Origin of the sequence: Kitasatospora sp. YST-16, from assembly GCF_026802215.1 — a bacterium.
GTDB classification, from domain to species: domain Bacteria; phylum Actinomycetota; class Actinomycetes; order Streptomycetales; family Streptomycetaceae; genus Kitasatospora; species Kitasatospora cineracea.
On sequence record NZ_CP113837.1, the window covers coordinates 4,946,552 to 4,971,493 of the forward strand.

The window sequence follows — 24,942 nt, forward strand, 5'->3', positions numbered from 1 at the left end:
GGGTCGGCCAAACCACCGGGGTTGGCTGACCGCGGAGCCCGGACGGGGGACAATGCTGCTCGGGCCCCGCCGCGGCGGCCCGCCGACGTGCGCCGGACGAGCAGGGGGACCACCGCCGATGCAGCATCCAGCCGAGGGCAGCGCCGACGGCACCACCACGGTGCTCCAGCCCGGATTCCTCGCCTCGCTGTTCCACGAACTCGGCGCCGACGAGGACGAGGACCCCGCCGACGCCCACCCCGCCGACGCCCGTCCCGCCGACGCCCACCCCGCTGCCGCCCGCCCCGGACAGCCCGCCGCGCCGTACCCCGGCCCGCCGACCGTGGTCCCGCCGCAGCCCGGCCCCGCGGACCCGGCGGACACCCCCGCCGCGGCGGACGACCCGGTGGCCGCGCACGGCCGGGCCGCCGCGCTCACCCACCACCGCACCCTCGCCGTCCAGGCCGACCACCAGCGCCTCGCCGACCTGCTGCGCCGGGCCGCCCAGCCGGTCTCCGCGATGGACTTCGAGAGCCAACTGCGCAGCTACCAGCCCAAGCCCTTCCCGGACGCCGGACCGGAGGCCGAACCCGAGCCCGCCTGGGCCGACTTCGCGCCGCCCGAGCCCGCCGGCACCGACCCCGACCAGCCGCGCTCGCGCCGCCTGCTCGACTCCGGCTACCAGCGCGAACTCGCCCAGGCCCGGCTGCGCCACCAGCGCGCGCTGCGCGAGTGGCGCACCCGGCAGGCCGAACTCGCCGACAGCGGCGCGGTCGCTGCCCGGCAGGCCCACGAGGAGGCCGAACGGGCCCGGGCCCGGGCCGTCCAGGAGTACAACGACAGCCTGGAGCAGTGCCGCCGCGCCTACCGGCAGGCCGAGCCCGCCGCCGTCGAGTCCCTGCTGGAACGCGCCCTGGCCGCCGCCGAGGGCGCCACCCAGGACCTGCCCGCCCCCTGCCGCGCCGTGTTCCGCGCCCTGACCCGCACCGCCGTCCTCGACCTCGACCTGCCGCCGCTGGACACCGTCCCCGCGCTCTCCGGCTACCGGCTCACCGAGGCCGGCGCGGTCGAACCCGTGCCCCGCCCCGCCGCCGACGTCCGCACCGACTACCTGCGGCTGGCCGCCCGGCTCGCGCTGCGCGCCCTGCAGGCCGCCGACGCCGTCGACACCGAGGAGGTGCTGGCCGGCGTCGTGCTGAACGGCTGGCTGCGCGTGCCCGGACAGCCCCCGCAGTGCCTGCTCAGCGTCGACGCCGACCGGGACGCGCTGGCCCGCACCCGGCTGGTCCCGGACGCCGGGCACCTGGGCGACGAGGGCGCGAACGGCGGCGTCTACGCGGAGGCCGAGCACGACGAGTCGCTGCTGCGGCTGCGCGCCCTGGCCGCCGTGATCACCCCCGACCCGTACGCGGGCGAGGCCGTGCTGCCCTGGGGCAGCGCCTCCTCGGCGGTGCCCGCGCTGGGCGAGCTGTCGCCCGGCGAGTTCGCCCACCTGGTGCGCGCCGTGCTCACCGCGGGCGGCCTGCGGGACTGGAGCGTCCGGCTGCGCGGCCCGGCCGGCCTGGTCGCCACCGCCGAGGGCGAGCCCGACAGCCGGCTGCCCGGCCGCTGGGTGGTGTGGGCCTCCCGCGGCCCCGCCCCGGTCGCCGCCGAGGAGATCGCCACCCTCGCCGAGGCCGTCCGCGAGGAGGGCGCCGACCGCGGCCTGCGGATGACCTGCGGCCAGTTCACCGACGAGGCCCTCGACCTCACCGGCGAGGAGCGCCACCAGCGCATCCACCTGATGGACGGCCCCGGCATCCGGGAGCTCGCCCGCACCCACCTGGCGCTGCCGCTGACCCTGTGAGAACCGGCGGACCGGCGCGAACCCGCCGGTTCCACCGGCGGACCGCCCGACGGGCTGTCAGGCTGGGGGCGTGGAGAACCGATTCCCCGGACACCGGCACGACCGGAGCCCCGCCGACCCGGCGCCCCGGCAGACGGCCGAGCACGACCGTGAACTGGCGATGGCCGAGATGTACGCCGAGTGCGGGCTGCTGCGCGAACTCGCCGAGTCCGTGGACGTCCGCCTCGACGACACCGTCGACTCGCTGACCGCCCTCGACCAACTGCTGCCCCGCTGGCGCGACGACCCGCAGGTCTCCCAGTGGCTCGGCACCGACGCCGGCCTCTACCTCGGCACGGTGATCCGCCGCCAGGTCCCCGACGCCCGCTGGCAGCTCGCCGCCGACGGCCGCCCGCTGATGGTGCTCGGCACCGGCTTCGAACTCGACGCCACCGCGATCGGCCGCGACTGGGCCGAACAGGGCGCCCCGCAGCTCGCCGCCGTCTACCGGGCGGCGAGCGACGGCTGAGACCGCCGGGCCGCCGGCCCCGGGGTGACGGCGCGTCACCCCGACGGGCCGCCCGGGCGGCGCGGCCGGACCCGGGCCCGCAGGCTGGTCGCAGGGCCCGGCACCGTCCGGGCCCGGGCCGGACGGACTGGATGCCCGTGGGCAGCGGTCAGCACAGCCGTCCGGCCCCCGGCGGCGTGACGGGGGAGGCCGAAACTGACTGCCGTGCTGGTCGCCGCGGGCGCGTTCCTGATGACCCTGGTCGGCGGATTCGTCGCCCAGCGCACCGGGGACCGCCGCCACCTCGTCCTCGGCCTCGCCGCCGGGCTGATGCTCGGCGTGGTCGCCTTCGACCTGCTGCCCGAGGCGCTCGCGCAGGCCCCGCAGGAAGTCCACGGCGTCCCCGCCGCCCTGCTGATGTTCGCCGCCGGGTTCCTCGCCATCCACGTGGTCGAACGCGCCGTCGCCATCCACCGCGGCCACGAGGGCGAGTACGCCGCGCACAGCCACGGCCACGCGCACGGCCACGCGCACGGGGAGCGGCGGCGCGAGCAGGGCGTCGGGATCGCGGCCGCCTCCGCGCTGGTCCTGCACAGCATGATGGACGGTTTCGCGATCGGCGCCGCGTTCCAGGCCGGGACGACGGTCGGCACCGTCGTCGCCATCGCCGTCGTCGCGCACGACTTCGCGGACGGCTTCAACACGTACACCCTCACCCGGCTCTACGGGAACAACCGGCGGCGGGCCGTCGCGCTGCTGTTCGCCGACGCGCTCGCGCCCGTCACCGGGGCCGGGATCACGCTGCTGTTCACCATCCCGGAACAGCTGCTCGGGCTCTACCTGGGCTTCTTCGGCGGCTTCCTGATGTACCTGGCGACCTCCGACATCCTGCCCGAGGCCCACAGCCCGCACCCGTCGAAGGGGACGCTGGCGTGCACGCTGCTGGGGGTGGGGTTCATGTGGCTGGTGGTGGGGCTGGCCTGACGGCGGGGGAGGAGCGGGGCGCCTCCGGCGGGGTGAGGGACGGGGAGAAGGGTGGGGACGCCGCTGGGGGCGTGTGGCTGGTGGTGGGGCTGGCCTGACCGCGAGGGAGAGGGCGGTTCAGGTGTTCTCCAGGGCGGCCCAGTGGTGGCGGAGGGCGGTCAGGGTGGCGGTGACGGCGGGGCGGCGGGAGGTCTGGGTGCGCCAGAGGGCGTGGATGCGGCGGACGGGTTCGGGGGTGACGGGGCGGGCGGCGATGCCGGGCGGGAGGGGGCCGCGGCCCAGGCGGGGGATCAGGCCGAGGCCCAGGCCGGCGGCGATCAGGGCGAGTTGGGTCTGGAACTCGCCGACCCGGTGGGCGACGTCCGGTTCCTCGCCGGTCTCCCGCATGGTGTGCAGCAGCCAGTCGTGGCAGATGTTGCCGGGCGGCACGCTGATCCAGCGCTGCCCGCGCAGCGCCGTCACCGGGACGGCGTCCAGCGCGGCCAGCGGGTGCCCGGCGGGCAGCAGCAGGTCGACCGGGTCGGTGCCGAGGTCGAGCCGGTCGAGACCGTCCTGCACCGGGAGCGGGACGGTCGCCCAGTCCTGCACGACCGCCAGGTCGACCTCGCCGCGGGCCACCAGCTCGGCCGCCGGGTAGGGGTCGCTCTCCAGCAGCCGGACGTCCAGCTCGGGGCAGGTGGCGTGCAACTCGGTGAGGACGGCGGGCAGCAGGCCGCGGGCCGCGGTGGGGAAGGCGGCCACCAGCAGCCGTCCGGCGGGCCGGCCGCGCTGCTCCTCCAGTGTCACCTCGGCCTGCTCGACCAGGGCCAGGACGCGCTGCGCGGTGTCCGCCAACTGGCGTGCGGCATCGGTCAGTTGGATGCCGCGGCCCTGGCGTTCGAGCAGGACGGTGCGGGTCTCGCGCTCGAGTTTGGCGATCTGCTGGGAGATCGCGGAGGGGGTGAAGCCGAGGGCCGTGGCGGCCCCGCCGACCGAGCCGTGCACGGCGACCGCGTGCAGGGCGCGCAGGCGTCCCAGATCCATCATGCAGTGATGCTAAACGGTGGGGTTGAGGAATCGTCGCTGGTGCTGAACGGTCGGCCCGGGAGATGCTCGCTGCATGTCCCCCTCCTCCGCCATGACCCCCCGTCACATCGCCCTGGCCGTGCTGGTCGCCGCCGTCTGGGGGCTGAACTTCGTGCTGATCGAGGTCGGTCTGCACGACTTCCCGCCGTTGCTGTTCTGCGCGCTGCGGTTCGCCGTGGTGGCGCTGCCCGCGGTGTTCCTGGTCGGCTCGCCGCGGGTGGCGTGGCGGTGGGTGCTGGGGGTCGGGCTGACGCTCGGGGTGGTGAAGTTCGGGCTGCTGTTCCTCGGCATGCACGCCGGGATGCCGGCCGGGCTGTCCTCGCTGGTGGTGCAGGGGCAGGCCGGGTTCACCGCGCTGTTCGCGGCCGGGCTGCTGGGCGAGCGGCCCGCCCGGCTGCGGGTGGCCGGGCTGGCGGTGGCCTTCGCCGGGATCGCGCTGGCCGCGGTGGACCGCGGCGCGGGCGGCCCGGTGGGGGCGTTCGCGCTGGTGATCGGCGCGGCGGTGGCCTGGGGCCTGGCCAACGTGCTGACCCGCCGGGCCGCCCCGCCGGACGCGCTGCGCTGGATGGTGTGGGTCTCCGCGGTGCCGCCGCTGCCGCTGCTGGCCCTGTCGCTGCTGGTCGAGGGACCGGGCGCGGACTGGGCGGCGCTGCGGTCGATCACCTGGTCGGGCGTCGGCGCGGTGCTGTACGTCGGCCTGGTCTCCACGCTGTTCGGGTTCGTCGCCTGGAGCCACCTGCTGCGCCGCTACGACGCCTCGCTGGTCGCCCCGTACTCGCTGCTGGTGCCGGTGTTCGGGATGTCCTCGGCGGCGCTGCTGCTGGGCGAGCGGTTCAGCCTGACGGCGGGGGCCGCGACGGTGCTGGTGATCGCCGGGATCGGGCTGGGCGCGGTGCCGGCTACGGGGTGGGCCCGGCTTCGTAGGCGAGTTCGGCCTGCCGCAGCGCCCGCAGCAGGGCGTCCTGCTCGGCAGGGCTGACCGGGCCGAAGTACTCCTGGGCGACCTCGTGCCGGACCCGGGAGATCCGCTCCAGCGCGCCGTGGCCGGCCTCGGTGAGCACCAGGCGCACCGCGCGGCGGTCGGCCGGGTCGGGGGTGCGGGCGACCAGGCCGGCCTCCTCCAGGGCGTCGACCACGGTGGTGGCGGAGCGTGGGGCGATGTGCAGCCGCTCGGCGAGCTCGCTCAGCCGCATGGTCTCGGCGCTCTCGCAGCCGGGCGCGTGGGCGAGGGTGCGCAGGGCCCGGCCCTGGGCGGGGGTGAGGCCGTAGGGCTCCAGCCGCTGCATGGTCTGCCGCCGGATCCGCTTCATCGCCCGGGTGAGCGCGTCGGCGAGTTCCGCGGCGGTGTCGGCGGGGCCGGGGGAGGTCATGGGCACAGGTTAGCGGGCGGGTCGCGGCCGGTACGGAGGGTGACCGATCTCGCCTCGATAACATGTTGAGCTTGGCTCAGTAATCGAGTAGCTTAGGGCAACCTAAGTCATCCGTGCCTTCGACTCGAGGAGTCCGCCGTGGCCCGCTCCACCGCCCGCGTCACCACCGACCGCCCCGCCCGCTACGCCAAGCAGCTCGCCGCCCACATGGGCCGCAAGGTCCCCGCCGAGTGGTCGGAGGAGACCGGCCGCGGCTCGCTCGCCTTCGGTGCCGGCCGGGCCGAGCTCACCGCCGAGGACGGCGCGCTGCTGCTCGCCGTCGAGGGCGCCGAGGAGAACCTCGACCAGCTGGAGGACGTGGTCGGCCGCCACCTGGTCCGCTTCGGCACCCGCGACGAGCTGGTGGTCGCCTGGCAGCGCGAGAGCGGCGCGGCCGGCACCGTCCAGCGCCTCACCGGCTAGGAGGGCTGACCGCCCCGGGGCCGCTCAGCCCTGCCGCAGCGGGGGCATCGGCACCGGCACGTCGAACGCGGTGGCGCCCGCGCCGACCCCGCCCTCGCAGCTGTTCGGCGGCGCGGTGGTCACGCCCCGGGTGGACGGCTTCTCGGCCGCCCAGAACATGAAGCCCAGCAGTCCGGCCGTCGTCCCCGCCCCGTTCGGTGCGGCGCTGCGCACCCAGCTGCCGGTGGCCTGCTGCACCGAGGAGGCGAAGTTCGTGCACTCCGGGCGGACCTGCGAGCCCTCCGCGATGTACAGGCTGCCGGTGAACTTCGCCGGGGCCAGCGGCGGGATCGCCGGGTTGTAGGTGGGCTTGCCGTCCAGGTGCTCCTGCCAGTTGGCGACCGCCGAGGAGGCGGACGGCTGCTTGCTGGGCACCATCGCGTTGGCGTAGTCCAGCACCGGGTTCGCCGTGGTCAGCCAGTGCGCGGTGGCGTACTGGTCGATGCCGCTCAGCCAGCGGTCCCCGGCCGCCACGTCGATGGTCAGCCGGGCGGTCGGGTCCGCGCCGGAGGCGTCGTACGGGTGGGCGGCCCGGTAGGCGTCCACGAACGCCTGCAGGCCGGTCAGGTTCGGGCTGCTGCTGTTCTCGTAGTCGATCTCGATGCCCACGCCCAGCCTGCTCGCCAGCTGCGCCGCCTTCTGGCCCAGCAGGGTGCCGTTCTGGGCCAGTGCGGTGTCCCAGTCGCCGGTGTAGGTGATGCCGCCGATGGAGAGCATCACCCGGACGCCGTGCGCCGTGAAGTAGTCCACCACCTGCTGGTTCATGCCCACCGGCACCCCGGCGGCGTTCCCGGCGTCGGTGGTGCCGTTCAGCAGCCGCAGCGGGTTGACGAAGCTCAGCACCACCACGTTCACCGAGGGGCGGCCGTCGCCGCGGTCCACCAGCCAGTGGTTGGCGGCGTCGAAGGCGGCCGGGTCGCGGACCTTCGCCCAGGTGCAGGCGTCGTCGCTGCAGTGCCAGGCCCCGTACACCTGCACCGGCGCGGCCGCCGCCGCGGTCGCGCCCTGGGCCGGCAGGGCCGTTACCGCCAGGGCCAGCAGTGAGGCCGCCACCGATAAACGCGTCATGGGCATGACTGGGGAACGCACATCCGCCTCCCGGCGATCGCGTGCTGAAGGGTGGGGAACAGGGTGCGCGCGGGCCGGAGGGGCGTCAATGGTCTGGACCGAAAAGGGGGCTGACGGAGCGTCAGGAAGCGGGGCCCGGCCGGTCGGGTAGCAGGCGCGGCAGCAGCAGCCGCAGCCCGAGCAGCAGCAGGCCGGACAGGCACCAGCTCGCCACCACGTCCAGCAGCCAGTGGAAGTCGCTCCACACCAGGCCCGCCCCCACCCCCAGGCAGACCAGCGCGCACGCCGCGCCCAGCCGCCGCCCCGCCGCCACCGGCGGCACTCGGGCCAGCAGCAGCGCCGCCGTCCCGTACGCGATCGAGGAGGTCGCCGTGTGGCCCGACGGGTACCAGCCCCACTGGTCCCCGGCCAGCGGCGCCCCGTACGGGCCCGGGCGGGCGAACCAGATCTTCGCGGGCACCACCAGCAGCGGGACCAGCGCCGCGGCCACCGCCGCCACCGGCACCGGCACCCACCAGCGCGGCCGTCCGCCGCGTCGGGCCAGCCAGGCCGCCAGGCCCGCGCACCCCAGCAGCACCGGGACCGCCACCGCCCCGCCGCCCAGGTCGGACAGCGCCACGCCCAGGTGGTTCAGCAGCGTCGAGCCGATCGCCCCGCGGGCCTCACGCACCCCGTCGCGCACCGCCGTGTCCAGCCCCAGCAGCGGCCCGTCCACCGCGACCTGCCAGGAGACCGCGGCCAGCAGCACCGCGAGTGACATGGCCAGGACAGCAAAAATCGGCCGCCCCGGAGCAGGGGGGAGAGCTCCGGGGCGGCCAAGGTGATCGCCGCGCCGTGCGGCCCGGGGGGTGTGGGCGGGACGGCCGGTCGATCGTTCCGGTGCGTCCGCCTCGGCGGCGGACGGAGTTGTGGGCAGTGCGTGCGGTTCGCTGTCCATCTGTGATGACAGTACGTCAAAGCCGGGGCGGGGAACGGCGGACCGGCCATCGTGCACAGCATCTTCACCACCGGCGGCGCGACCTCCACCCGCCCGGCGGACGGCCGGACGCGCGGGGGCGGGGCGGGACCCGCCCCGCTCCGCCCCCGCGCCGCCCACCAGCGGTTCCCGGCCGGAACCGGCGGGAATCAGACGCCCGCGAAGGCCGACTCCAGGATGTCCAGGCCCTCGGCCAGCAGGTGCTCCGGGATCACCAGCGGCGGCAGGAAGCGCAGCACGTTGCCGTAGGTGCCGGCGGTCAGCACCACCAGGCCCTCCGCGTGGCAGGCCTTGGCGATCGCCGCGGTCGCCGCCGGGTCCGGCTCCTTGCCGCCCGGCTTCACCAGCTCCACCGCGATCATCGCGCCGCGCCCGCGGACCTCGCCGATGCGCACCCGGTCGGAGTCGGCGAACTTCTCCTGCATCGCCCGCAGCCGGCCCAGCATGACCTCGCCGATCCGCTGCGCCTTGCCGTTCAGGTCCTCGGACCTCATGGTCTCGATCGCGCCCAGCGCGGCCGCGCAGGCCACCGGGTTGCCACCGTAGGTGCCGCCCAGGCCGCCCGAGTGCGCGGCGTCCATGATCTCGGCCCGGCCGGTCACCGCTGCCAGCGGCAGACCGCCGGCGATGCCCTTCGCGGTGGTGATCAGGTCCGGGACGACGCCCTCGTCCTCGCACGCGAACCACTGGCCGGTGCGGCAGAAGCCGGTCTGGATCTCGTCCGCCACGAACACGATCCCGTTCGCCTTCGCGAACTCCACGATCGCCGGCAGGAAGCCCTTGGCCGGCTCGATGAAGCCGCCCTCGCCTTGGATCGGCTCGATGATGATCGCCGCGACGTTCTCCGCGCCGATCTGCTTGTTGATGAGGTCGATCGCCTGCGCGGCGGCCTCGGCGGCGCAGTTCTCCGCACCCGTCAGCCAGCGGTACGGGTACGCCACCGGCACCCGGTAGATCTCCGGCGCGAACGGGCCGAAGCCCTGCTTGTACGGCATGTTCTTCGCCGTCAGGCCCATGGTCAGGTTGGTGCGGCCGTGGTAGCCGTGGTCGAACACCACCACGGCGGTCCGCTTGGTGTAGGCGCGGGCGATCTTCACCGCGTTCTCCACCGCCTCCGCACCCGAGTTGAACAGCGCGGTGCGCTTGTCGTGGTCGCCCGGGGTCAGCTCGTTCAGCTGCTCCGCCACCGCCACGTAGCCCTCGTACGGGGTCACCATGAAACAGGTGTGCGTGAACGCGGCCAGCTGCTCGGTCGCCCGCGCCACCACGGCCGCGGCGCTGTTGCCCACGTTCGTCACGGCGATGCCCGAGCCGAAGTCGATCAGGCTGTTGCCGTCCACGTCCTCCAGCACGCCGCCGCCGGCCCGCGACACGTACACCGGCAGCGTGGTGCCCACGCCCGCCGGCACCGCGCCGAGCTTGCGGGCCTGCAGCTCCTGCGACTTCGGGCCGGGGATCGCGGTGACCAGGCGGCGCTCCTGCGGGAGCGGAGTTGCAGCGCTCATCTGTCTTCTCCAAGTTCTTGACGCGGTACCCGCAGGCTACGACCGGCCCCGCGGCACCGGCATGCGCCACTCGGTACTGCTGAGCCGTCCGAATTGTCCGGCACGGCCAGTGGCTGAAGATCGGCTGCGCGCCCGCGCACTCCACTACATTGGCCCCCGGGTGTGTCGGTGGGACGGCGATGCGGGTATGGCACCGCCGGCAACGTAGGAGGGGCCCGAAGTGGAACTGAACGACGCGAGAACCCAGCACACCCACCCCCATCTCCCCCGCCCCGCGCCCCCTTCCACCTCCCCACCTGGGCCACCGCCCCCCGCCCCGAAGCCGCCCCCGGCATCTACCGGCAGAACCACACCCCGCACGACCCGAAGGCCGCCGAACAGGCCAGGACCCCGGCGGGGCCGCTGCTGCTGCGGGCGGCGCTGAACCTGCTGGTGGCCCTCGTCCTGTACCGGTACGTGGTCGAGGCCGAGGTGTTCCTCATGCAGGCCGTCGGCCTGGGCACCCAGCTCACCAGCGCGCTCGCCAACCCGATCGCCCTGCTGCTGGGGGTGATCGCCGCGGTCCTGCTGATCTGGATCTTCGGCCGGATGGGCCGCTGGCGCGAGGTCGGCCGCCGATTCCTGCTCCCGCTGCTCTCCCGCACCGTCACCGAGGTGCCCCCCGCCCCCGAGCGGGCCCCCGTCGTCGACGTGTGGGCCGAGCTGCGGCCGGCCGGGGACGTGGTGCGCCGGCTGGAGGGGGAGGCGGTCGGGGACGTGGACTACGTGCGGCTGCACCAGGCGTGGCGGACGGTGGGGAGCGACCCGGCCGCGTGGCAGGAGTTCGCGGCGCAGGTGGCGGCCCGGGGCGCGGCGGCGTGCGCGCACCCGTCGGAGCAGCGGGACCTGCCGGGCGGGCGGGCGGCGCGGCACGACCTGTTGGTGCGCCAGGTGCGGCTGGGGACGGCGCAGGACGTGCCGAAGAACCCGGTCGGGCACCGGAACGCCGGCTTCGCGCTGGACCCGCGGGTGCTGGGCACCTCGCTGCTCGCGGTCGGCCCGGCCGGTACCGGCAAGACCGCGGCGCTGGCCCGCCCGGTCGCCGAGGCGCTGTGCCTGCAGGCGCTGGCGGGCGCGGCCTGCGCGGTGGTGGTCGGCGCGTCCGACGCGGACCTCGGGCCGGACGACTGGTACGACGTGGTGATCGCCCCCGGCGACCCGGCCGCCCCGTACGGCCTGGACCTGTACGGGGCGGCGCCGCACTCGGACGAGGCGGCGGCCCGGCTGGCGGACGCGCTGCTGCCGGACGAGCTGGCGCCGCGCGCGGAGAGCGCCCGGGCCGCGATGCAGCAGGTGGTCGGGCCGTACCGGGCGGCGTACGGCGGCTACCCGGGGGTGCGGGCGCTGCGGGCGCTGCTGGCGGGGGACGCGGAGGGCTGGGCGGAGCTCGGCGAGCGGCTGCAGAAGTCGGGCCGGCGGCCGGAGTTCGAGGCGGACCTGCAGCAGCGCGAGCGGATGCACGGCCGGGCCGACGACCCGGGCGCGCTGCTCGCCGACCGGCTGGCGCTGCTGGACCGGCCCGCGCTGGCGGCCGGGTTCTCCGGCGGCCCGGACGCCAAGCCGGCGTTCGCCATGCGGGCGCTGGAGCACCCGCTGCGGGTGCGGGTGAAGCTGCCCGAGCGCAGCCACCCGGAGGCCGCCCGGATCCTGTCGCGGCTGCTGCTGGGCCAGTTCACCCAGGCCGCCGCCGACCGGCGCGACCGCGAGCTGTTCGCCGGGATGGTGCTGGACGACGCCACCGCGGCGGTGGACGCGCAGGCGATCCGCGGCGTGCAGCGGCTGCGCGGTGCCAACGCGGGCGTGCTGCTGCTGCTGCGCACGCTGTCCGACCTGCCGGAGGCGCTGCGCGCGCCGCTGTTCGGCGCGGTCGGCAACCGGATGGCGTTCCCCGGCATCGCGCCCTGGGACGGGCGGCTGTTCTCCGAGGCGTGGGGCACCCACCTGGTGCGGGAGACCGCGGTCACGCACGTCCCGGACACCTCCGGAGGAACGGTTCGCCGGGCCGGGCGGCTGGTCCGCAAGGCGCTGTCCGGCACCACCGCGCAGACCGAGTCGATCACCACCCGGGACGTCGAGCGGCACCGCTGGTCGCCGTCCGACCTGGCGCACGCGCTGCCGTCGGGGCACGCGGTGATCTCGCTGACCTCGGTGACGGGGGAGCAGGTGCCGCCGCTGCTGGTCGACCTGCGGCACTGAGCGCGGCACCGAGCGGGGCGGCGGAGGGTCGCGGAGCGATCATCGTTGGGTCACGGAAGCTACGGACCGGCGGATTTCGGCACTCCGGGTTGTCCGGAGCGTCCATAATGGGGGGAGAACCCTCACTCGCCCGGTCGCAACGGCGCAGCCAGGTCGAACCACCGAAGGTGCCATGCCCCCCACTCTCGCCTCCGTCGTCCGCACCTCCGCGCTCCACCTGACGGTGCTGGCCGGCGCGGACCACCTGGAACGCCCCGTCCGCTGGGTCCACACCAGTGAGCTGGACGATCCCACCCCGTTCCTCGAGGGCGGCGAGCTGCTCCTCACCACCGGCATCAAGCTGGGCAAGGCCGCCGCCAAGCTGCAGGCCTACGTGCACCGGCTCGCCGACGCGGGCGTGGTCGGCCTCGGGCTGGGCGTCGGCCTCTCGCACAGCGAGGTGCCGCAGGCCCTGGTGGAGGCGGCCGCCCAGCGCGGGCTGCCGCTGCTGCGGGTGCCCGAGGCGACGCCGTTCATCGCCATCTCCAAGACCGTCTCGGCCGCGCTGGCCGCCGAGCAGTACGAGGCCGTCACCACCAGCTTCGAGGCGCAGGAGGAGCTGACCCGGGCCGCGCTCGGCAAGGACGGCACCACCGCGATCGTCCGCCGGCTGGCCGCCCGGCTCGGCGGCTGGGCCGCGCTGTACGACGGCTCCGGCGCGCTGTCCGCGGTCGCCCCCGACTGGGCCGCCCGCCGGGCCGGCCGGCTGGCCGCCGAGGTGGACCGGCTGCGCCGCCGCCCGGCCCCGTCCAGCGCCGCCCTGCAGGGCCGGGCCGGGACGATCGACACCGCCGACGAGGACTACGTGGTGGTCCAGTCGCTGGGCGCCGACCGCCGTCCGCGCGGCTTCCTCGCGGTCGGCACCGAGGACCGGATCACCCCCACCGAGCGGTACGTGCTGAACGCCGCCGTCGCGCTGCTCACCCTCACCCTGGAGCGCTCGCGCGAGCTGCGGCAGGCCGAGGAGAAGATGGGCGCCGCGCTGCTGCGGATGGTGCTGGCCGGCGAGGTCGGCACCGCCCGGCAGGTCGCCGCCGGGCTGTTCGGCGGCCTGCCCGAGGGCACCGTCCGGGTGCTGGTGGCGGCCGCCGGGCCCGGCCCGGAGGCCGCGGAGGCGCTCGGCGAGCTGGCCGACCGGGCGGAGAACGCCGGCGGCAAGGTCGGCGAGAAGCTGCTGGTGTCCCGGGAGGACGGCGCGCACGGGCCCCGGCTGACGGTGCTCGCGCTGGACAACGGCTCGGTGCACCGGGCCTGCCTGGGCGCCGTCGAGGAGCACGAGGGCCTGGCGCTGGGCGTCTCCGCCCCCGCCGCGCTGGAGGAGGCCGGCACCGCGCACGCCCAGGCCGAGCGGGCCCTGGCGGTCGCCCAGCGCGGCGGCCGGCGCACCGTCGACCACGAGGAGGTCGGCGCCGGCTCGCTGCTGCCGCTGCTCGGCGAGGAGGCGGTCACCGCCTTCGCCGAGGGTCTGCTGCGCCCGCTGCGCGACCACGACCGTACCGCCCGCGGCGACCTGGTCGCCTCGCTGCGCGCCTGGCTCTCCCGGCACGGCCAGTGGGACGCGGCGGCGGCCGACCTGGGCGTGCACCGGCACACGCTGCGCTATCGGATGCGGCGGGTCGAGGAGCTGCTGGGCCGCTCGCTGGACGACACCGATGTCCGGATGGAGCTGTGGCTGGCGCTCAGGTCGGGCGAGGAGTAGGCCGTCCTGTCCTCCGCGGCGTCCTAATCGGGCCTCCGGTTTCGTCCCGTCCGTCCAATCGGAAACCCCGGGGCCGCGCCTTACCGTGAAGGCGACAAGTCTTTCGAGGGAAGGGGCCGGTGCGACCGTGACCACCACTCATGAGTTCTGGCTGGCCGGGCGGCGGGCGAGCGGCGAGGCGGAGTTCGAGGTCCGCCACCCGCACGACGGCAGCCTGGTTGCGAAGGTCAGCGTGCCGACCGACGCGCAGGTGGAGGAGGCCGTGGCGGCCGCGGCCGCCGTGGTGCCGGTGTTCGCCGCGACCCCGGCGCACCAGCGGGCGGCCGCGCTGGACCACGTCGCCAAGCGGCTGGCCGAGCGCACCGAGGAGATCGCCCGGCTGATCACCGCCGAGAACGGCAAGCCGATCAAGTGGGCGCGCGGCGAGGTCGGCCGGGCCGTGTCGGTGTTCCGCTGGGCCGCCGAGGAGGCCCGCCGGACCAACGGCGAGGCCATGCGCCTGGACACCGACCCGGGCGGCACCGGCCGGTACGCGATCGTGCGGCGCTTCCCGCGCGGCGCGGTGCTGGGCATCGCGCCCTTCAACTTCCCGCTGAACCTGGTGGCGCACAAGGTCGCCCCGGCGATCGCGGTGGGCGCGCCGATCATCCTCAAGCCCGCCCCGGCCACCCCCGTCTCCGCCCTGGTGCTGGGCGAGATCCTGGCCGAGACCGACCTGCCGGCCGGCTCCTGGAGCGTGCTGCCGGTGGAGAACGCCAAGATGCCCGCGCTGGTGCAGGACAAGCGGCTGCCGGTGATCTCGTTCACCGGCTCGGACAAGGTCGGCTACCAGATCATGGACTCGGTGCCGCGCAAGCACGTCACCCTGGAGCTCGGCGGCAACGCCGCGGCCGTGGTGCTGGCCGACTGGAGCTCCGAGGCCGACCTCGACTGGGCGGCGGGCCGGATCGCGCTGTTCGCCAACTACCAGGGCGGCCAGTCCTGCATCTCGGTGCAGCGGGTGATCGCCGACGCGAGCGTCTACGACCGCCTGGTGGAGAAGGTCGTCGAGAAGGTGAAGGCGCAGGTCACCGGCGACCCGTCCGACGAGGCCACCGACGTCGGCCCGCTGGTGGACGAGAACGCGGCCAAGCGCGTCGAGTCCTGGGTCGAGGACGCGGTCGCCAAGGGCGCCAAGGTGCTCACCGGCGGCAGCCGGGACGGCGCGGCCTACGCCCCGACCGTGCTGGCCGAGCTGCCCGCCGACGCGATCCTGGCCACCGCCGAGGTGTTCGGCCCGGTGCTGTCGCTGCACCGGGTCGAGGGCACCGAGGAGGCGTTCGCCGCGGTCAACGACTCGGCGTTCGGCCTGCAGGCCGGCGTGTTCACGCACGACGTGCAGACCGCGTTCCGGGCCCACCGCGAGCTGGAGGTCGGCGGCGTGGTGATCGGCGACGCGCCGTCCTACCGGGCCGACCAGATGCCGTACGGCGGCGTGAAGGACTCCGGCGTGGGCCGCGAGGGCGTGCGCTACGCGATGGACGACTTCACCTTCGAGAAGGTGCTGGTCCTGACCGGTCTGGACCTCTGAGCCCGCCGCCCGGCGCCCCCGGACGCCCCGCCCGCCGCTGCCCCCAGCCGACGGGCGGGGCGTCCGTCGCGGGGGCCGGGGCAGGACACAATGGGGGCATGAACTCGCTCGCCCATCCGCAGTCGCGCTTCACTCCGGCCGTGCAGGACCCGGACGGCCCCCGGGAGTTGGTCATCCTGGGCTCGACCGGGTCGATCGGCACCCAGGCCATCGACGTGGTGCTCCGCAACCCCGACCGGTTCAAGGTGGTGGCGCTGTCCGCGGCCGGCGGCCGGGTCGAGCTGCTCGCCGAGCAGGCGCTCGCGCTGGGCGTGCGCACCGTGGCGGTGGCCGACCCGGCCGCCGAGGCGCCGCTGCGCGCCGCGCTGGCGGCGGGGGCGGGCGGCGCGGCGCTGCCCGAGGTGCTGGCGGGCCCGGACGCGGCGACCGAACTGGCCGCGACGGAGTGCCACTCGGTGCTGAACGGCATCACCGGCTCGATCGGCCTGGCGCCGACGCTGGCCGCGCTGCGGGCCGGCCGGGTGCTGGTGCTGGCCAACAAGGAGTCGCTGATCGTCGGCGGCCCGCTGGTGAAGGCCGTCGCGCGGCCGGGCCAGATCGTGCCGGTGGACTCCGAGCACGCCGCGCTGTTCCAGGCGCTGGCCGGCGGCACCCGCGCCGAGGTCCGCAAGCTGGTGGTGACGGCCAGCGGCGGCCCGTTCCGCAACCGCACCCGCGAGCAGCTGGCGGGCGTGACCCCCGCCGAGGCGCTGGCCCACCCGACCTGGGCGATGGGCCCGGTGGTGACGATCAACTCGGCGACCCTGGTGAACAAGGGCCTGGAGGTGATCGAGGCGCACCTGCTGTACGACGTGCCCTTCGACCGGATCGAGGTGGTGGTCCATCCGCAGTCGGTCGTTCATTCGATGGTGGAGTTCACGGACGGCTCCACGCTGGCCCAGGCCAGCCCGCCGGACATGCGGATGCCGATCGCGCTGGGCCTCGGCTGGCCGGACCGGGTGCCCGACGCCGCGCCCGGCTGCGACTGGACCAAGGCCGCGACCTGGGAGTTCTTCCCGCTGGACGACGCGGCCTTCCCGGCGGTCGAGCTGGCCCGCGAGGTGGGTACGCTCGGCGGGACGGCCCCCGCGGTCTTCAACGCCGCCAACGAGGAATGTGTGGACGCTTTCCTGAACGGCGCACTGCCCTTCACCGGAATCGTGGACACTGTGGCGAAGGTGGTCGCCGAACACGGCACCCCGGCGGCGGGAACTTCGCTCACGGTGGAGGACGTACTCCAGGCTGAGCACTGGGCCCGCACCCGGGCCCGGGAACTGGCGGCAGGTTAGGTACGACGGAGGCGACGCGGTGGACAAGCTGATGTGGGTGCTGGGCGTCCTGATCTTCGTGGTCGGGCTGTTGTTCTCGATCGCCTGGCACGAGCTCGGCCACCTGTCCACCGCGAAGCTGTTCGGCATCCGGGTGCCGCAGTACATGGTCGGCTTCGGCCGGACCATCTGGTCGGTCAAGCGCGGCGAGACGGAGTACGGCCTCAAGGCGATCCCGTTCGGCGGCTACATCCGGATGATCGGGATGTTCCCGCCCGGCGCGGACGGTCGGATAACGAAACGCTCCTCCTCGCCCTGGCGGAGCATGATCGAGGACGCCCGGGCCGCCTCCTACGAGGAGCTGCAGCCCGGCGACGAGACCCGGCTGTTCTACACCCGCAAGCCGTGGAAGCGCGTCATCGTGATGTTCGCCGGCCCGGGCATGAACCTGGTCCTGTCGCTCGGCCTGTTCCTCGCCCTGTTCATGGGCATCGGCGTGCAGCAGGCCGTGCCGACCGTGCAGGAGGTCAGCGAGTGCGTCGTCCCGGTCAGCGCCAAGACCAACGACTGCACGCCCGACGCCGAGAAGTCCCCGGCCAACCTGGCGGGCCTGCGCGCCGGTGACACGGTGCTCAGCTTCGGCGGCGTGCAGATCCACGACTACCCGCAGCTGCAGAACCTGATCCGGGACTCCGCCGGCAAGCAGGTCGACGTCCTGGTCCGGCACCGGGGCGGCGAGCAGCAGACGCTGCGCGCCGACATCAAGACCAACACGCTGCAGGCGTACGACAAGGACAACAACCCGATCAAGGGGCAGACCGTCACCGCGGGCTTCCTCGGCATCACCCCCGCCACCGGCGTGCACCACATGACGCTCGCCGAGAGCGCCGACCAGATGGGGTCGATGGCCCGGCACAGCGTCGAGTCGCTCACCCAGCTGCCCGGCAAGATCCCCGGCCTGTGGCACGCCGTGGTCGACGGCACCCCGCGCGACGCCGACTCCCCGATCGGCATGGTCGGCGCCGCCCGGCTCGGCGGCGACGTGTTCTCGATGGACCTGCCCGCCACCCAGCGGCTCGCCTTCTCGGTGCAGCTGCTGGCCGGCATCAACCTGATGCTCTTCCTGTTCAACATGCTCCCGCTGCTGCCGCTGGACGGCGGCCACATCGCCGGCGCGCTGTGGGAGTCGCTGCGCCGCGGCTTCGCCAGGCTGCTGCGCCGCCCCGACCCCGGCCCGTTCGACGTGGCCCGGCTGATGCCGCTGGCCTACGTGGTGGCCGGCGTCTTCATCTGCTTCACCGGCCTCGTGATGGCCGCCGACATCGTCAACCCGGTGCGCATCAACTAGGCGCGCGCCACCCACGGCCGGGTGTGCTCCGCCGCCCGGCCGTGCCGTACCGTTGGACGCCGGGCGCCCCCGCCACCGCGGCGCGCCCCGGCTCACCGACCTCTCCAGAGGAAAAACTGCGCACATGACCGCGATCTCGCTCGGTATCCCCTCCCTGCCGCTCAAGCCGCTGGCCCAGCGCCGCCACTCGCGTCAGATCATGGTCGGCAACGTGCCGGTCGGCGGCGACGCGCCGGTCTCGGTGCAGTCGATGACCACCACGCTCACCTCCGACGTCAACGCGACGCTGCAGCAGATCGCCCAGCTGACCGCCTCGGGCTGCCAGATCGTCCGGGTCGCCGTCCCCTCGCAGGACGACGCCGACGCGCTGCCGATCATCGCCCGGAAGTCGCAGATCCCGGTGATCGCCGACATCCACTTCCAGCCGAAGTACGTGTTCGCCGCGATCGACGCCGGCTGCGCCGCCGTCCGCGTCAACCCCGGCAACATCAAGGCGTTCGACGACAAGGTCGGCGAGATCGCCAAGGCCGCCAAGGACGCCGGCGTGCCGATCCGGATCGGCGTCAACGCCGGCTCGCTCGACAAGCGGCTGCTGGAGAAGTACGGCCGGGCCACCCCCGAGGCGCTGGTCGAGTCCGCGCTGTGGGAGTGCTCGCTGTTCGAGGAGCACGACTTCCGCGACATCAAGATCTCGGTCAAGCACAACGACCCGGTCGTGATGATCAACGCCTACCGGCAGCTCGCCGCCGCCTGCGACTACCCGCTGCACCTCGGCGTCACCGAGGCCGGCCCCGCCTTCCAGGGCACCATCAAGTCCGCGGTGGCGTTCGGCGCGCTGCTCGCCGAGGGCATCGGCGACACCATCCGGGTCTCGCTCTCCGCCCCGCCGGCCGAGGAGATCAAGGTCGGCATCCAGATCCTGGAGTCGCTGAACCTGCGCCAGCGCGGCCTGGAGATCGTCTCCTGCCCGTCCTGCGGCCGCGCCCAGGTCGACGTCTACAAGCTCGCCGAGGAGGTCACCGCCGGCCTGGAGGGCATGGAGGTGCCGCTGCGGGTCGCCGTCATGGGCTGCGTCGTCAACGGCCCCGGCGAGGCCCGGGAGGCCGACCTCGGCGTCGCCTCCGGCAACGGCAAGGGCCAGATCTTCGTCAAGGGCGAGGTGATCAAGACCGTGCCCGAGTCGAAGATCGTCGAGACCCTGATCGAGGAGGCCATGAAGCTGGCCGAGCAGATGCAGGAGGAAGGCGTCGAATCCGGCGCCCCCGTCGTCGTGGCCGCCGAGTGACGGCCTGAAGTCCCCCGGCGGGGCCGCCCTGACAGGGGCGGCCCCGCCCGTTCGGAGAGGTGCCCCCGTGCTCGACCGAGGTGTGATGCTGCCCGGCCCGTTCCAGGTCGCCCGGGCGCTCGCCGCCACCCGCGTGCTGGAGGCCCCCGACCTCGACGACGCGCTGGAGATCCTGCACCGCGACCCCGTCGCCAACGCCTTCGTCGCCACCCGGGTGGAGGCCGTCGGCCTCGACCCCTGGCGGCTCGGCGGCGAGATGTGGGGCTGGCACGACGCCGACGGCCGGCTCGACGCGCTCTGCTACGCCGGCGCCAACCTCGTCCCGGTGGGCGCCGGCCCCGAGGCCGTCCGCGCCTTCGCCGAACGCGCCCGCCGGCAGGGCCGCCGCTGCTCCTCCATCGTCGGCCCGGCCGAGGCCACCGCGACGCTCTGGGCGCTGCTGGAGCGCTCCTGGGGCCCGGCCCGCGACGTCCGCGCCCACCAGCCGCTGATGGCCACCGCCACGCCCGTCACCGAGGTCGAGCCCGACCCGCTGGTGCGCCGGGTCGGCCGGGCCGAGATCGAGGCGCTGATGCCCGCCTGCGTGGCCATGTTCACCGAGGAGGTCGGCATCTCCCCGCTGGCCGGCGACGGCGGGCTGCTCTACCAGGCCCGGGTCGCCGAACTGGTCTCCACCGGACGGTCGTTCGCCCGCTTCGACGAGGACGGCAAGGTCGTCTTCAAGGCCGAGATCGGCGCCGTCACGGCCGGCGCCTGCCAGGTCCAGGGCGTCTGGGTGGCCCCCGAGCACCGCGGCAGGCGGCTCTCCGAGACCGGCATGGCCGCCGTCGTCAACACCGCCCTCGCCGAGGTCGCCCCGGTCGTCTCGCTGTACGTCAACGACTTCAACGTCCGGGCCCGCGCCGCCTACCGCCGGGTCGGCTTCCGCGAGGTCGGCGCGTTCATGAGCGTGCTGTTCTGACGGCCCGTCAGGGTCGGGCCGGGTCGCGCAGCGGCAGGTGGGCGCCCATCACCGCGTACGGGCGGGCCGTGTTCGGGAAGCGCACCGCGGGCGCCAGGTCCCGGTAGCCGAGCGAGCGGTACAGCCGGCGGGCCGGGGTCTCCGCGTCGATCGCCGACAGGATCGAGCGGTCCAGGCCCGAGTGCCCGCACAGCGTGCGGATCAGCCGGGTGCCCACGCCGAGGCCCTGGAACTCCGGCAGCACGTGCAGCTCCGTCACCGCGAACACCCCGTCCAGCCAGTCCTCGTGGCCGCGCGCCGCCAGGTACGGCTCGATCACCGTCGACCACCAGTGGTCGCGCCGGTTCGGCATCCCGTACCCGAAGCCCACCAGCCGCCCCCGGGACATCGCCCCCAGCGCCACCACCCCCGGCTGCAGCGCGTGCCGCCCCACGATCGGCAGCCGCACCGCGACCTCGTGCGGCCCCAGCCCGAACGCGACGGCCTGGACCTCCAGCACGGCGGGCGCCCACGCCGCCAGGTCGATGGCCTCGATCGTCACCCCGGTGAGCTGCTCCATGAAGCGGGACGTTACTACCTGCCGCCGCGGGCGGCCGACCGCCCCGGCCTCACAGCCAGGCGGCGAACTCCAGATGGAGCTCGGCCGCCGCGGTGCCGCCCGCGGCCAGCGACCCCAGGGCGGTGTCCACCGCCCGCAGCAGGGTCCAGGCGCGGACCCGGTCGGCGGGGAGCTCCACCGCCTCGGACAGCCGGGCCAGCCGGCGCCGGGCCGCGCCGCGCGGGCCCGGGGAGGCGGCCAGGGTGTCCAGCCGGTCCAGCACCAGCGAGGCCAGGTCGTACGCCCGGTCGCCGACCACCGGGCGCGGGGCCACCGCGAGCCACGGGGCGCGGTCGGCGGCCAGCACCCGGCCGTGCCGGAACCGCCCGTGCAGCAGCCACCCGCCGCCGTCCCCGGCCAGCGCCACGGCCTCCAGGGCCTCGTCCACCAGCGGCCCGGCGTCCGCGGCTCCCGGGAGCGAGCGTCGCTCGGCGATCCGGTCCGCGAGCTGCCGGGCGTGCTCGGCCAGGGACGGGAGGCCGTGCCCGGCCGGGGCCGGGACCCACAGGCGGTGCAGCAGGCTGGTCGCCTCCAGCATCGCCTTCGGCTCGGCCAGCGAGCGCAGCGGGATCTCCCCGTGCAGCCGCTCCAGCAGCAGCGCCCCGTCGGCCTCGTCCAGCAGCAGGACCGCGCCCCGGCCGGCCCACGTCCGCAGGGCGGCGGCCTCGCCGCTCGGGCGCGCCAGCTTCAGGGCCACCGGCGCCAGGTCGTCCGCCCGGTGCGCGTGCACCAGCAGGCTGCTGCGCCCGCCCGGTTCCGCGATCCGCTCCGGCACCAGCCCCCAGGCCGCCAGCCGGGCATCGAGCAGCGCGGGCAGCTGCGCCAGCCAGGCCCGCGCCGACGGGGTGTCCTCCGCCCGGACGGACTCGACGAGACGCTGGGGGGCGCTGAACCGCGCAGGTTGTGCCATGTGATCGATTATCCGGGCCGACGGGCCCCCGGCGGTCAGGACGCCGCGGCCAGGCCCGGGAGGGCGGGCAGGTCGGCGCCCCAGTGGGCGGCGCGCAGGGCGGCCTCGCGCAGCGCGGCGGCGGCCTGCTCGCGCAGCGCGGTGGTGGCGGCGAGGTCGGCGTAGGCGGCGGTGAGCTGGGTCTCCAGGTGGGCGGCCAACTGGGCGGCGGTGGCGGGGTCCTTGACGGCGAAGGGCAGCCGGTAGCCGGGGGCGGCGGCGGTGGGGGAGGCGCCGCCGGCGGCCAGCAGGCGCTGCCAGGCGTCGCGGCGGGCCTGGTGGGCGCTGTAGTCGGAGCGGGCGTCCTCGCGCTGGGGCCCGGTGGGGAGGAACGCGCCGACCACGCCGTAGCCGTAGATGGCGGCGTGCTCGGCGGCCAGCGCGGCCTGCAGGGCGGCGGTGTCGGCGGCGGGGAGCGCACCGGCCGGGGCCGAGGCCGAAGGGGAGGGGGAAGGGGCGGGCGCGGTGGTGTTGCCGAGGGCGGCCGCGTGGGCCGCGTCGGAGGCCGCGACCGAGGCGAGGGTCCGGGCCAGCTCGGGGAGGCCGCGGCGAGGTCGGCCAGGCGCAGCGCGGCGGTCCGCTGCTCGGCGGCGGCCAGCTCGGCGGCCGTCCGGGCGGTCGTGCCCGCGGTGGGGGAGCCGGACCCGGAGGCGGACGCGGACCCGGAAGCGGAGGGCCCGGCGGCGGACGGCGAGGGCAGCGTGCCGGCGAGGGCCTCGCGGTGCCGGGCGACGTCCTCGCGCAGGGTGCCGAGCCGGTCGGCGTCGGCCGGGGCGGCGGCGAGGACCGCGTCGTAGTCGGCGAGCAGGGCGTCGGTGGCGGCCAGTTGACGCAGCCGCAGCGGACGGTCCGGGTCGGCGGCGGTGGGCTTCGGCGGGGCCGGGTGGTCGTCGGTGCAGCCGCAGAGCAGTTGGAGCCCGGTGAGCGCGCCGAGGGCCAGCAGGGTCCGCCGTGTGGGTGCGGGCATCGGTGCTCCAGCGGGCTCGGTGGGGGCGCGGTGCTCCCCGTCGGGAGAATCTTTACCGGAGCCGCACACGCCCTGTACGGAGGTTGGACGGTATCCGGCCGCTGTGAGGTTCCTCGCAGGGGGTGCGGGCGGCCCGGGTCGGAATCGGTGGTTCGGGGGTTGACCCGATAGGCTTCGCGGTGAATCAGCACCTTCGACAACAGCAGACGCGGCCGAGGAGTCACCCGGATGAGCACCACCCCCACCGACCGGCTGCGCGCGTTGTTGGAGCCGCTGGCCGCCGAAGCCGGGCTCGACCTCGAAGAGGTCAAGGTGACCCAGGCCGGCAGCCGCCGCCAGGTGCAGATCGACGTGGACGCCGACGGCGGCGTCGACCTCGACGCGATCGCCGAGTTCTCCCGGCTGGTGAGCCAGCAGCTGGACGCCTCCGACCTGATGGGCGAGGCCCCGTACCTGCTGGAGGTCGGCTCCCCCGGCGCCGAGCGCCCGCTGAGCGAGCCGCGGCACTGGCGCCGGGCGACCGGCCGGCTGGCGGCGGTGAAGCTGGTGGACGGCGCGGAGCTGACCGCGCGGGTGCTGGAGAGCGACGAGGACGGCGCGCTGGTCGAGGTGCAGCCGGTCAAGGGGCGCGGCCGCCCCAAGGAGCGCCGACTGGAGTTCGCGGAGATCGCGCGGGCCCGGGTGCAGGTCGAGTTCAACCGCAAGGACGAGGAACTGCTCGACGCCGCCGCCGACATCGCGGACGTGGACGAAGAGGAAGAGGAGGCGTAGTCGTGGACATCGACATGAGTGCCCTGCGCGGGCTGGTCACCGAGAAGGGCGTGCCGTTCGACCTGCTGGTCGAGTCGATCGAGTCGGCGCTCCTCATCGCGTACCACCGCACCGAGGGCTCGCGCCGCCGGGCGCGGGTGGAGCTGAACCGCAAGACCGGCCACGTGACGGTCTGGGCGCTGGAGGACGCGTCCGAGCTGGACGAGGGCGTCGAGCCGAAGGAGTTCGACGACACCCCGTCGGGCTTCGGCCGGATCGCCGCGTCCACTGCCAAGCAGGTCATCCTGCAGCGGCTGCGGGACGCCGCGGACGACCAGACCTTCGGCGAGTACGCGGGCAAGGAGGGCGACATCGTCACCGGTGTCGTCCAGCAGGGCAACGACCCGAAGAGCGTGCTGGTCGACATCGGCAAGCTGGAGGCCATCCTGCCGCCGCAGGAGCAGGTCCCGGGCGAGGACTACCGGCACGGCACCCGGCTGAAGTGCTACGTGGTGGGCGTGCGGCGCGGTGTCCGCGGCCCGTCGGTGACGCTCTCGCGCACCCACCCGAACCTGGTGAAGCGGCTGTTCGCGCTGGAGGTCCCGGAGATCGCGGACGGCTCGGTGGAGATCGCCGCGATCGCCCGCGAGGCCGGCCACCGCACCAAGATCGCGGTCTGGTCGCGCCGGCAGGGCCTGAACGCCAAGGGCGCCTGCATCGGCCCGAACGGCATGCGGGTGCGCGGCGTGATGGCCGAGCTGCACGGCGAGAAGATCGACATCGTCGACTGGTCGGAGGACCCGGCCGAGATGGTCGCCGCCGCACTGTCGCCCGCGCGGGTGACGAAGGTGGAGATCGTCGACCTGGCCCAGCGCTCCGCCCGGGTGATCGTGCCGGACTACCAGCTGTCGCTGGCGATCGGCAAGGAGGGGCAGAACGCCCGCCTGGCCGCCCGCCTGACCGGCTGGCGGATCGACATCCGTCCGGACACCGAGGCCCCGACTCAGGAATCCCAGGGCCGCTAGCAACGTTGTCATGTGCCTCCGGAGATCTACTCGGCGGCGGTGAGTCCCTTCGGAGGGGTAGACTTGAACGTGTCTGGCCGGACGCATGTCCGGGCATGCCCTGAACGCACCTGCGTGGGCTGCCGCAAGCGCGCGGCCAAGCACGAGCTGCTGCGTGTCGTGGCGGGCGAGGGCGAATGCGTCCCCGATCCCCGCGGCACTCTGCCGGGCCGGGGCGCGTATCTGCACCCCGACCCGAACTGCCTCGACCTCGCGGTCCGCCGCCGGGCGTTCCCCCGGGCCCTCAGGGTCCAGGGCGCGCTCGACCCCGGCGCCCTGCGGGAGCACGTCGGGGCGGAAGCAAGTCCGGCCGATCGGCAGTCGGCCCACTGACGGGCCCCGCGCCCGGCAACACGCACCAGCGCACGGCGACGTGGTACGCCGCCGTG

23 protein-coding genes are annotated in these 24,942 nt (G+C 75.1%); 15 read left to right on the forward strand and 8 right to left on the reverse strand.

Annotation, left to right across the window (positions count from 1 at the left end; all coding sequences use genetic code 11):
* Nucleotides 1–118: 118 nt before the first annotated feature.
* From OU787_RS22645 to OU787_RS22655, 3 genes are all read left to right on the forward strand, one after another.
* The gene (locus tag OU787_RS22645) at nucleotides 119–1,825 is read left to right on the forward strand and encodes a restriction endonuclease (RefSeq protein WP_268660388.1); all 1,707 of its coding nucleotides are present in this window, start codon (nucleotides 119–121) and stop codon (nucleotides 1,823–1,825) included.
* Between the two features lie 70 nt (nucleotides 1,826–1,895).
* Complete coding sequence (locus OU787_RS22650) at nucleotides 1,896–2,333, forward strand: DUF6278 family protein (RefSeq protein ID WP_030462972.1); 438 nt, start codon at nucleotides 1,896–1,898, stop codon at nucleotides 2,331–2,333.
* A gap of 231 nt (nucleotides 2,334–2,564) precedes the next feature.
* Nucleotides 2,565–3,296 (forward strand): ZIP family metal transporter, encoded by a 732-nt coding sequence (locus OU787_RS22655; RefSeq protein ID WP_268661906.1) that lies wholly within the window; start codon nucleotides 2,565–2,567, stop codon nucleotides 3,294–3,296.
* A 117-nt stretch (nucleotides 3,297–3,413) separates the two neighbouring features.
* Here the strand turns inward: OU787_RS22655 and OU787_RS22660 are convergent, their stop codons facing one another.
* Complete coding sequence (locus tag OU787_RS22660) at nucleotides 3,414–4,322, reverse strand: LysR family transcriptional regulator (RefSeq protein WP_268660389.1); 909 nt, start codon at nucleotides 4,320–4,322, stop codon at nucleotides 3,414–3,416.
* Nucleotides 4,323–4,413: 91 nt separating this feature from the next.
* Here OU787_RS22660 and OU787_RS22665 point away from each other — a divergent pair, with 91 nt between their 5' ends.
* Nucleotides 4,414–5,340: an EamA family transporter gene (locus tag OU787_RS22665; RefSeq protein ID WP_268661907.1), complete on the forward strand. Its 927-nt coding sequence runs from the start codon at nucleotides 4,414–4,416 to the stop codon at nucleotides 5,338–5,340.
* On the opposite strand, the gene OU787_RS22670 is transcribed toward OU787_RS22665, so the two are convergent.
* Nucleotides 5,261–5,731, reverse strand: a complete 471-nt coding sequence (locus OU787_RS22670) for a MarR family winged helix-turn-helix transcriptional regulator (RefSeq protein ID WP_030462969.1) — start codon at nucleotides 5,729–5,731, stop codon at nucleotides 5,261–5,263. The genes OU787_RS22665 and OU787_RS22670 overlap by 80 nt on opposite strands.
* A 138-nt stretch (nucleotides 5,732–5,869) precedes the next feature.
* Between OU787_RS22670 and OU787_RS22675 the strand changes: the two genes are divergently transcribed.
* The gene (locus OU787_RS22675; RefSeq protein WP_268660390.1) at nucleotides 5,870–6,193 is read left to right on the forward strand and encodes a DUF2218 domain-containing protein; all 324 of its coding nucleotides are present in this window, start codon (nucleotides 5,870–5,872) and stop codon (nucleotides 6,191–6,193) included.
* Nucleotides 6,194–6,217: 24 nt separating this feature from the next.
* Here the strand turns inward: OU787_RS22675 and OU787_RS22680 are convergent, their stop codons facing one another.
* The 3 genes from OU787_RS22680 to gabT all read right to left on the reverse strand — a co-directional run bounded on the left by OU787_RS22680 (nucleotide 6,218) and on the right by gabT (nucleotide 9,781).
* Nucleotides 6,218–7,300, reverse strand: coding sequence for a glycoside hydrolase family 18 protein (locus OU787_RS22680; protein WP_268660391.1), 1,083 nt, complete (start codon nucleotides 7,298–7,300; stop codon nucleotides 6,218–6,220).
* A 121-nt stretch (nucleotides 7,301–7,421) separates the two neighbouring features.
* Nucleotides 7,422–8,060, reverse strand: coding sequence for a phosphatase PAP2 family protein (locus OU787_RS22685; protein WP_268660392.1), 639 nt, complete (start codon nucleotides 8,058–8,060; stop codon nucleotides 7,422–7,424).
* A gap of 365 nt (nucleotides 8,061–8,425) precedes the next feature.
* Nucleotides 8,426–9,781: a 4-aminobutyrate--2-oxoglutarate transaminase gene (gabT, locus tag OU787_RS22690; RefSeq protein WP_030462965.1), complete on the reverse strand. Its 1,356-nt coding sequence runs from the start codon at nucleotides 9,779–9,781 to the stop codon at nucleotides 8,426–8,428.
* A gap of 432 nt (nucleotides 9,782–10,213) precedes the next feature.
* Between gabT and OU787_RS22695 the strand changes: the two genes are divergently transcribed.
* From OU787_RS22695 to OU787_RS22725, 7 genes are all read left to right on the forward strand, one after another.
* Complete coding sequence (locus OU787_RS22695; RefSeq protein ID WP_268660393.1) at nucleotides 10,214–12,016, forward strand: ATP-binding protein; 1,803 nt, start codon at nucleotides 10,214–10,216, stop codon at nucleotides 12,014–12,016.
* A 172-nt stretch (nucleotides 12,017–12,188) separates the two neighbouring features.
* Nucleotides 12,189–13,754, forward strand: a complete 1,566-nt coding sequence (locus tag OU787_RS22700; protein ID WP_030462963.1) for a PucR family transcriptional regulator — start codon at nucleotides 12,189–12,191, stop codon at nucleotides 13,752–13,754.
* Nucleotides 13,755–13,881: 127 nt separating this feature from the next.
* On the forward strand, nucleotides 13,882–15,324 hold the full coding sequence (locus OU787_RS22705; RefSeq protein ID WP_268660394.1) for an aldehyde dehydrogenase family protein: 1,443 nt from the start codon (nucleotides 13,882–13,884) through the stop codon (nucleotides 15,322–15,324).
* A 98-nt stretch (nucleotides 15,325–15,422) separates the two neighbouring features.
* On the forward strand, nucleotides 15,423–16,652 hold the full coding sequence (gene dxr, locus OU787_RS22710) for a 1-deoxy-D-xylulose-5-phosphate reductoisomerase (protein ID WP_030462961.1): 1,230 nt from the start codon (nucleotides 15,423–15,425) through the stop codon (nucleotides 16,650–16,652).
* A gap of 19 nt (nucleotides 16,653–16,671) precedes the next feature.
* Nucleotides 16,672–17,979, forward strand: a complete 1,308-nt coding sequence (locus tag OU787_RS22715) for a M50 family metallopeptidase (protein ID WP_268660395.1) — start codon at nucleotides 16,672–16,674, stop codon at nucleotides 17,977–17,979.
* A 124-nt stretch (nucleotides 17,980–18,103) separates the two neighbouring features.
* Nucleotides 18,104–19,264 (forward strand): flavodoxin-dependent (E)-4-hydroxy-3-methylbut-2-enyl-diphosphate synthase, encoded by a 1,161-nt coding sequence (ispG, locus tag OU787_RS22720; protein WP_033253947.1) that lies wholly within the window; start codon nucleotides 18,104–18,106, stop codon nucleotides 19,262–19,264.
* A gap of 85 nt (nucleotides 19,265–19,349) precedes the next feature.
* Entirely contained in the window at nucleotides 19,350–20,225 is an 876-nt protein-coding gene (locus OU787_RS22725; protein ID WP_268661908.1) for a GNAT family N-acetyltransferase, read from the forward strand.
* Between the two features lie 7 nt (nucleotides 20,226–20,232).
* Here OU787_RS22725 and OU787_RS22730 read toward each other — a convergent pair whose 3' ends face one another.
* From OU787_RS22730 to OU787_RS34855, 3 genes are read right to left on the reverse strand one after another with little or no spacing between them, the layout of a single operon-like run.
* Complete coding sequence (locus OU787_RS22730) at nucleotides 20,233–20,784, reverse strand: GNAT family N-acetyltransferase (RefSeq protein ID WP_030462957.1); 552 nt, start codon at nucleotides 20,782–20,784, stop codon at nucleotides 20,233–20,235.
* 49 nt (nucleotides 20,785–20,833) lie between these two features.
* A complete protein-coding gene (locus OU787_RS22735) occupies nucleotides 20,834–21,733 on the reverse strand; it encodes an aminoglycoside phosphotransferase family protein (protein ID WP_030462956.1) in 900 nt (299 codons plus the stop codon).
* A 35-nt stretch (nucleotides 21,734–21,768) separates the two neighbouring features.
* On the reverse strand, nucleotides 21,769–22,164 hold the full coding sequence (locus OU787_RS34855) for a ferritin-like domain-containing protein (RefSeq protein WP_268661909.1): 396 nt from the start codon (nucleotides 22,162–22,164) through the stop codon (nucleotides 21,769–21,771).
* Nucleotides 22,165–22,967: 803 nt separating this feature from the next.
* Between OU787_RS34855 and rimP the strand changes: the two genes are divergently transcribed.
* The 3 genes from rimP to OU787_RS22755 all read left to right on the forward strand — a co-directional run bounded on the left by rimP (nucleotide 22,968) and on the right by OU787_RS22755 (nucleotide 24,886).
* Nucleotides 22,968–23,510, forward strand: coding sequence for a ribosome maturation factor RimP (gene rimP / locus OU787_RS22745; RefSeq protein ID WP_030462954.1), 543 nt, complete (start codon nucleotides 22,968–22,970; stop codon nucleotides 23,508–23,510).
* A gap of 2 nt (nucleotides 23,511–23,512) precedes the next feature.
* Nucleotides 23,513–24,514 (forward strand): transcription termination factor NusA, encoded by a 1,002-nt coding sequence (gene nusA, locus OU787_RS22750; RefSeq protein WP_268660396.1) that lies wholly within the window; start codon nucleotides 23,513–23,515, stop codon nucleotides 24,512–24,514.
* 69 nt (nucleotides 24,515–24,583) lie between these two features.
* A complete protein-coding gene (locus OU787_RS22755) occupies nucleotides 24,584–24,886 on the forward strand; it encodes a YlxR family protein (RefSeq protein ID WP_081967219.1) in 303 nt (100 codons plus the stop codon).
* Nucleotides 24,887–24,942 lie beyond the last annotated feature (56 nt).

Bases quoted from the DNA above. Each gene is read 5' to 3' on its own strand.
- OU787_RS22645 (WP_268660388.1), top strand. From the start codon at position 119: ATGCAGCATCCAGCCGAGGGCAGCGCCGACGGCACCACCACGGTGCTC.
- OU787_RS22655 (WP_268661906.1), top strand. From the start codon at position 2,565: ATGACCCTGGTCGGCGGATTCGTCGCCCAGCGCACCGGGGACCGCCGC.
- OU787_RS22660 (WP_268660389.1), bottom strand. From the start codon at position 4,322: ATGATGGATCTGGGACGCCTGCGCGCCCTGCACGCGGTCGCCGTGCAC.
- OU787_RS22665 (WP_268661907.1), top strand. From the start codon at position 4,414: ATGACCCCCCGTCACATCGCCCTGGCCGTGCTGGTCGCCGCCGTCTGG.
- OU787_RS22670 (WP_030462969.1), bottom strand. From the start codon at position 5,731: ATGACCTCCCCCGGCCCCGCCGACACCGCCGCGGAACTCGCCGACGCG.
- OU787_RS22680 (WP_268660391.1), bottom strand. From the start codon at position 7,300: ATGACGCGTTTATCGGTGGCGGCCTCACTGCTGGCCCTGGCGGTAACG.
- OU787_RS22685 (WP_268660392.1), bottom strand. From the start codon at position 8,060: ATGTCACTCGCGGTGCTGCTGGCCGCGGTCTCCTGGCAGGTCGCGGTG.
- gabT (WP_030462965.1), bottom strand. From the start codon at position 9,781: ATGAGCGCTGCAACTCCGCTCCCGCAGGAGCGCCGCCTGGTCACCGCG.
- OU787_RS22700 (WP_030462963.1), top strand. From the start codon at position 12,189: ATGCCCCCCACTCTCGCCTCCGTCGTCCGCACCTCCGCGCTCCACCTG.
- dxr (WP_030462961.1), top strand. From the start codon at position 15,423: ATGAACTCGCTCGCCCATCCGCAGTCGCGCTTCACTCCGGCCGTGCAG.
- ispG (WP_033253947.1), top strand. From the start codon at position 18,104: ATGACCGCGATCTCGCTCGGTATCCCCTCCCTGCCGCTCAAGCCGCTG.
- OU787_RS22725 (WP_268661908.1), top strand. From the start codon at position 19,350: ATGCTGCCCGGCCCGTTCCAGGTCGCCCGGGCGCTCGCCGCCACCCGC.
- OU787_RS22730 (WP_030462957.1), bottom strand. From the start codon at position 20,784: ATGGAGCAGCTCACCGGGGTGACGATCGAGGCCATCGACCTGGCGGCG.
- OU787_RS22735 (WP_030462956.1), bottom strand. From the start codon at position 21,733: ATGGCACAACCTGCGCGGTTCAGCGCCCCCCAGCGTCTCGTCGAGTCC.
- rimP (WP_030462954.1), top strand. From the start codon at position 22,968: ATGAGCACCACCCCCACCGACCGGCTGCGCGCGTTGTTGGAGCCGCTG.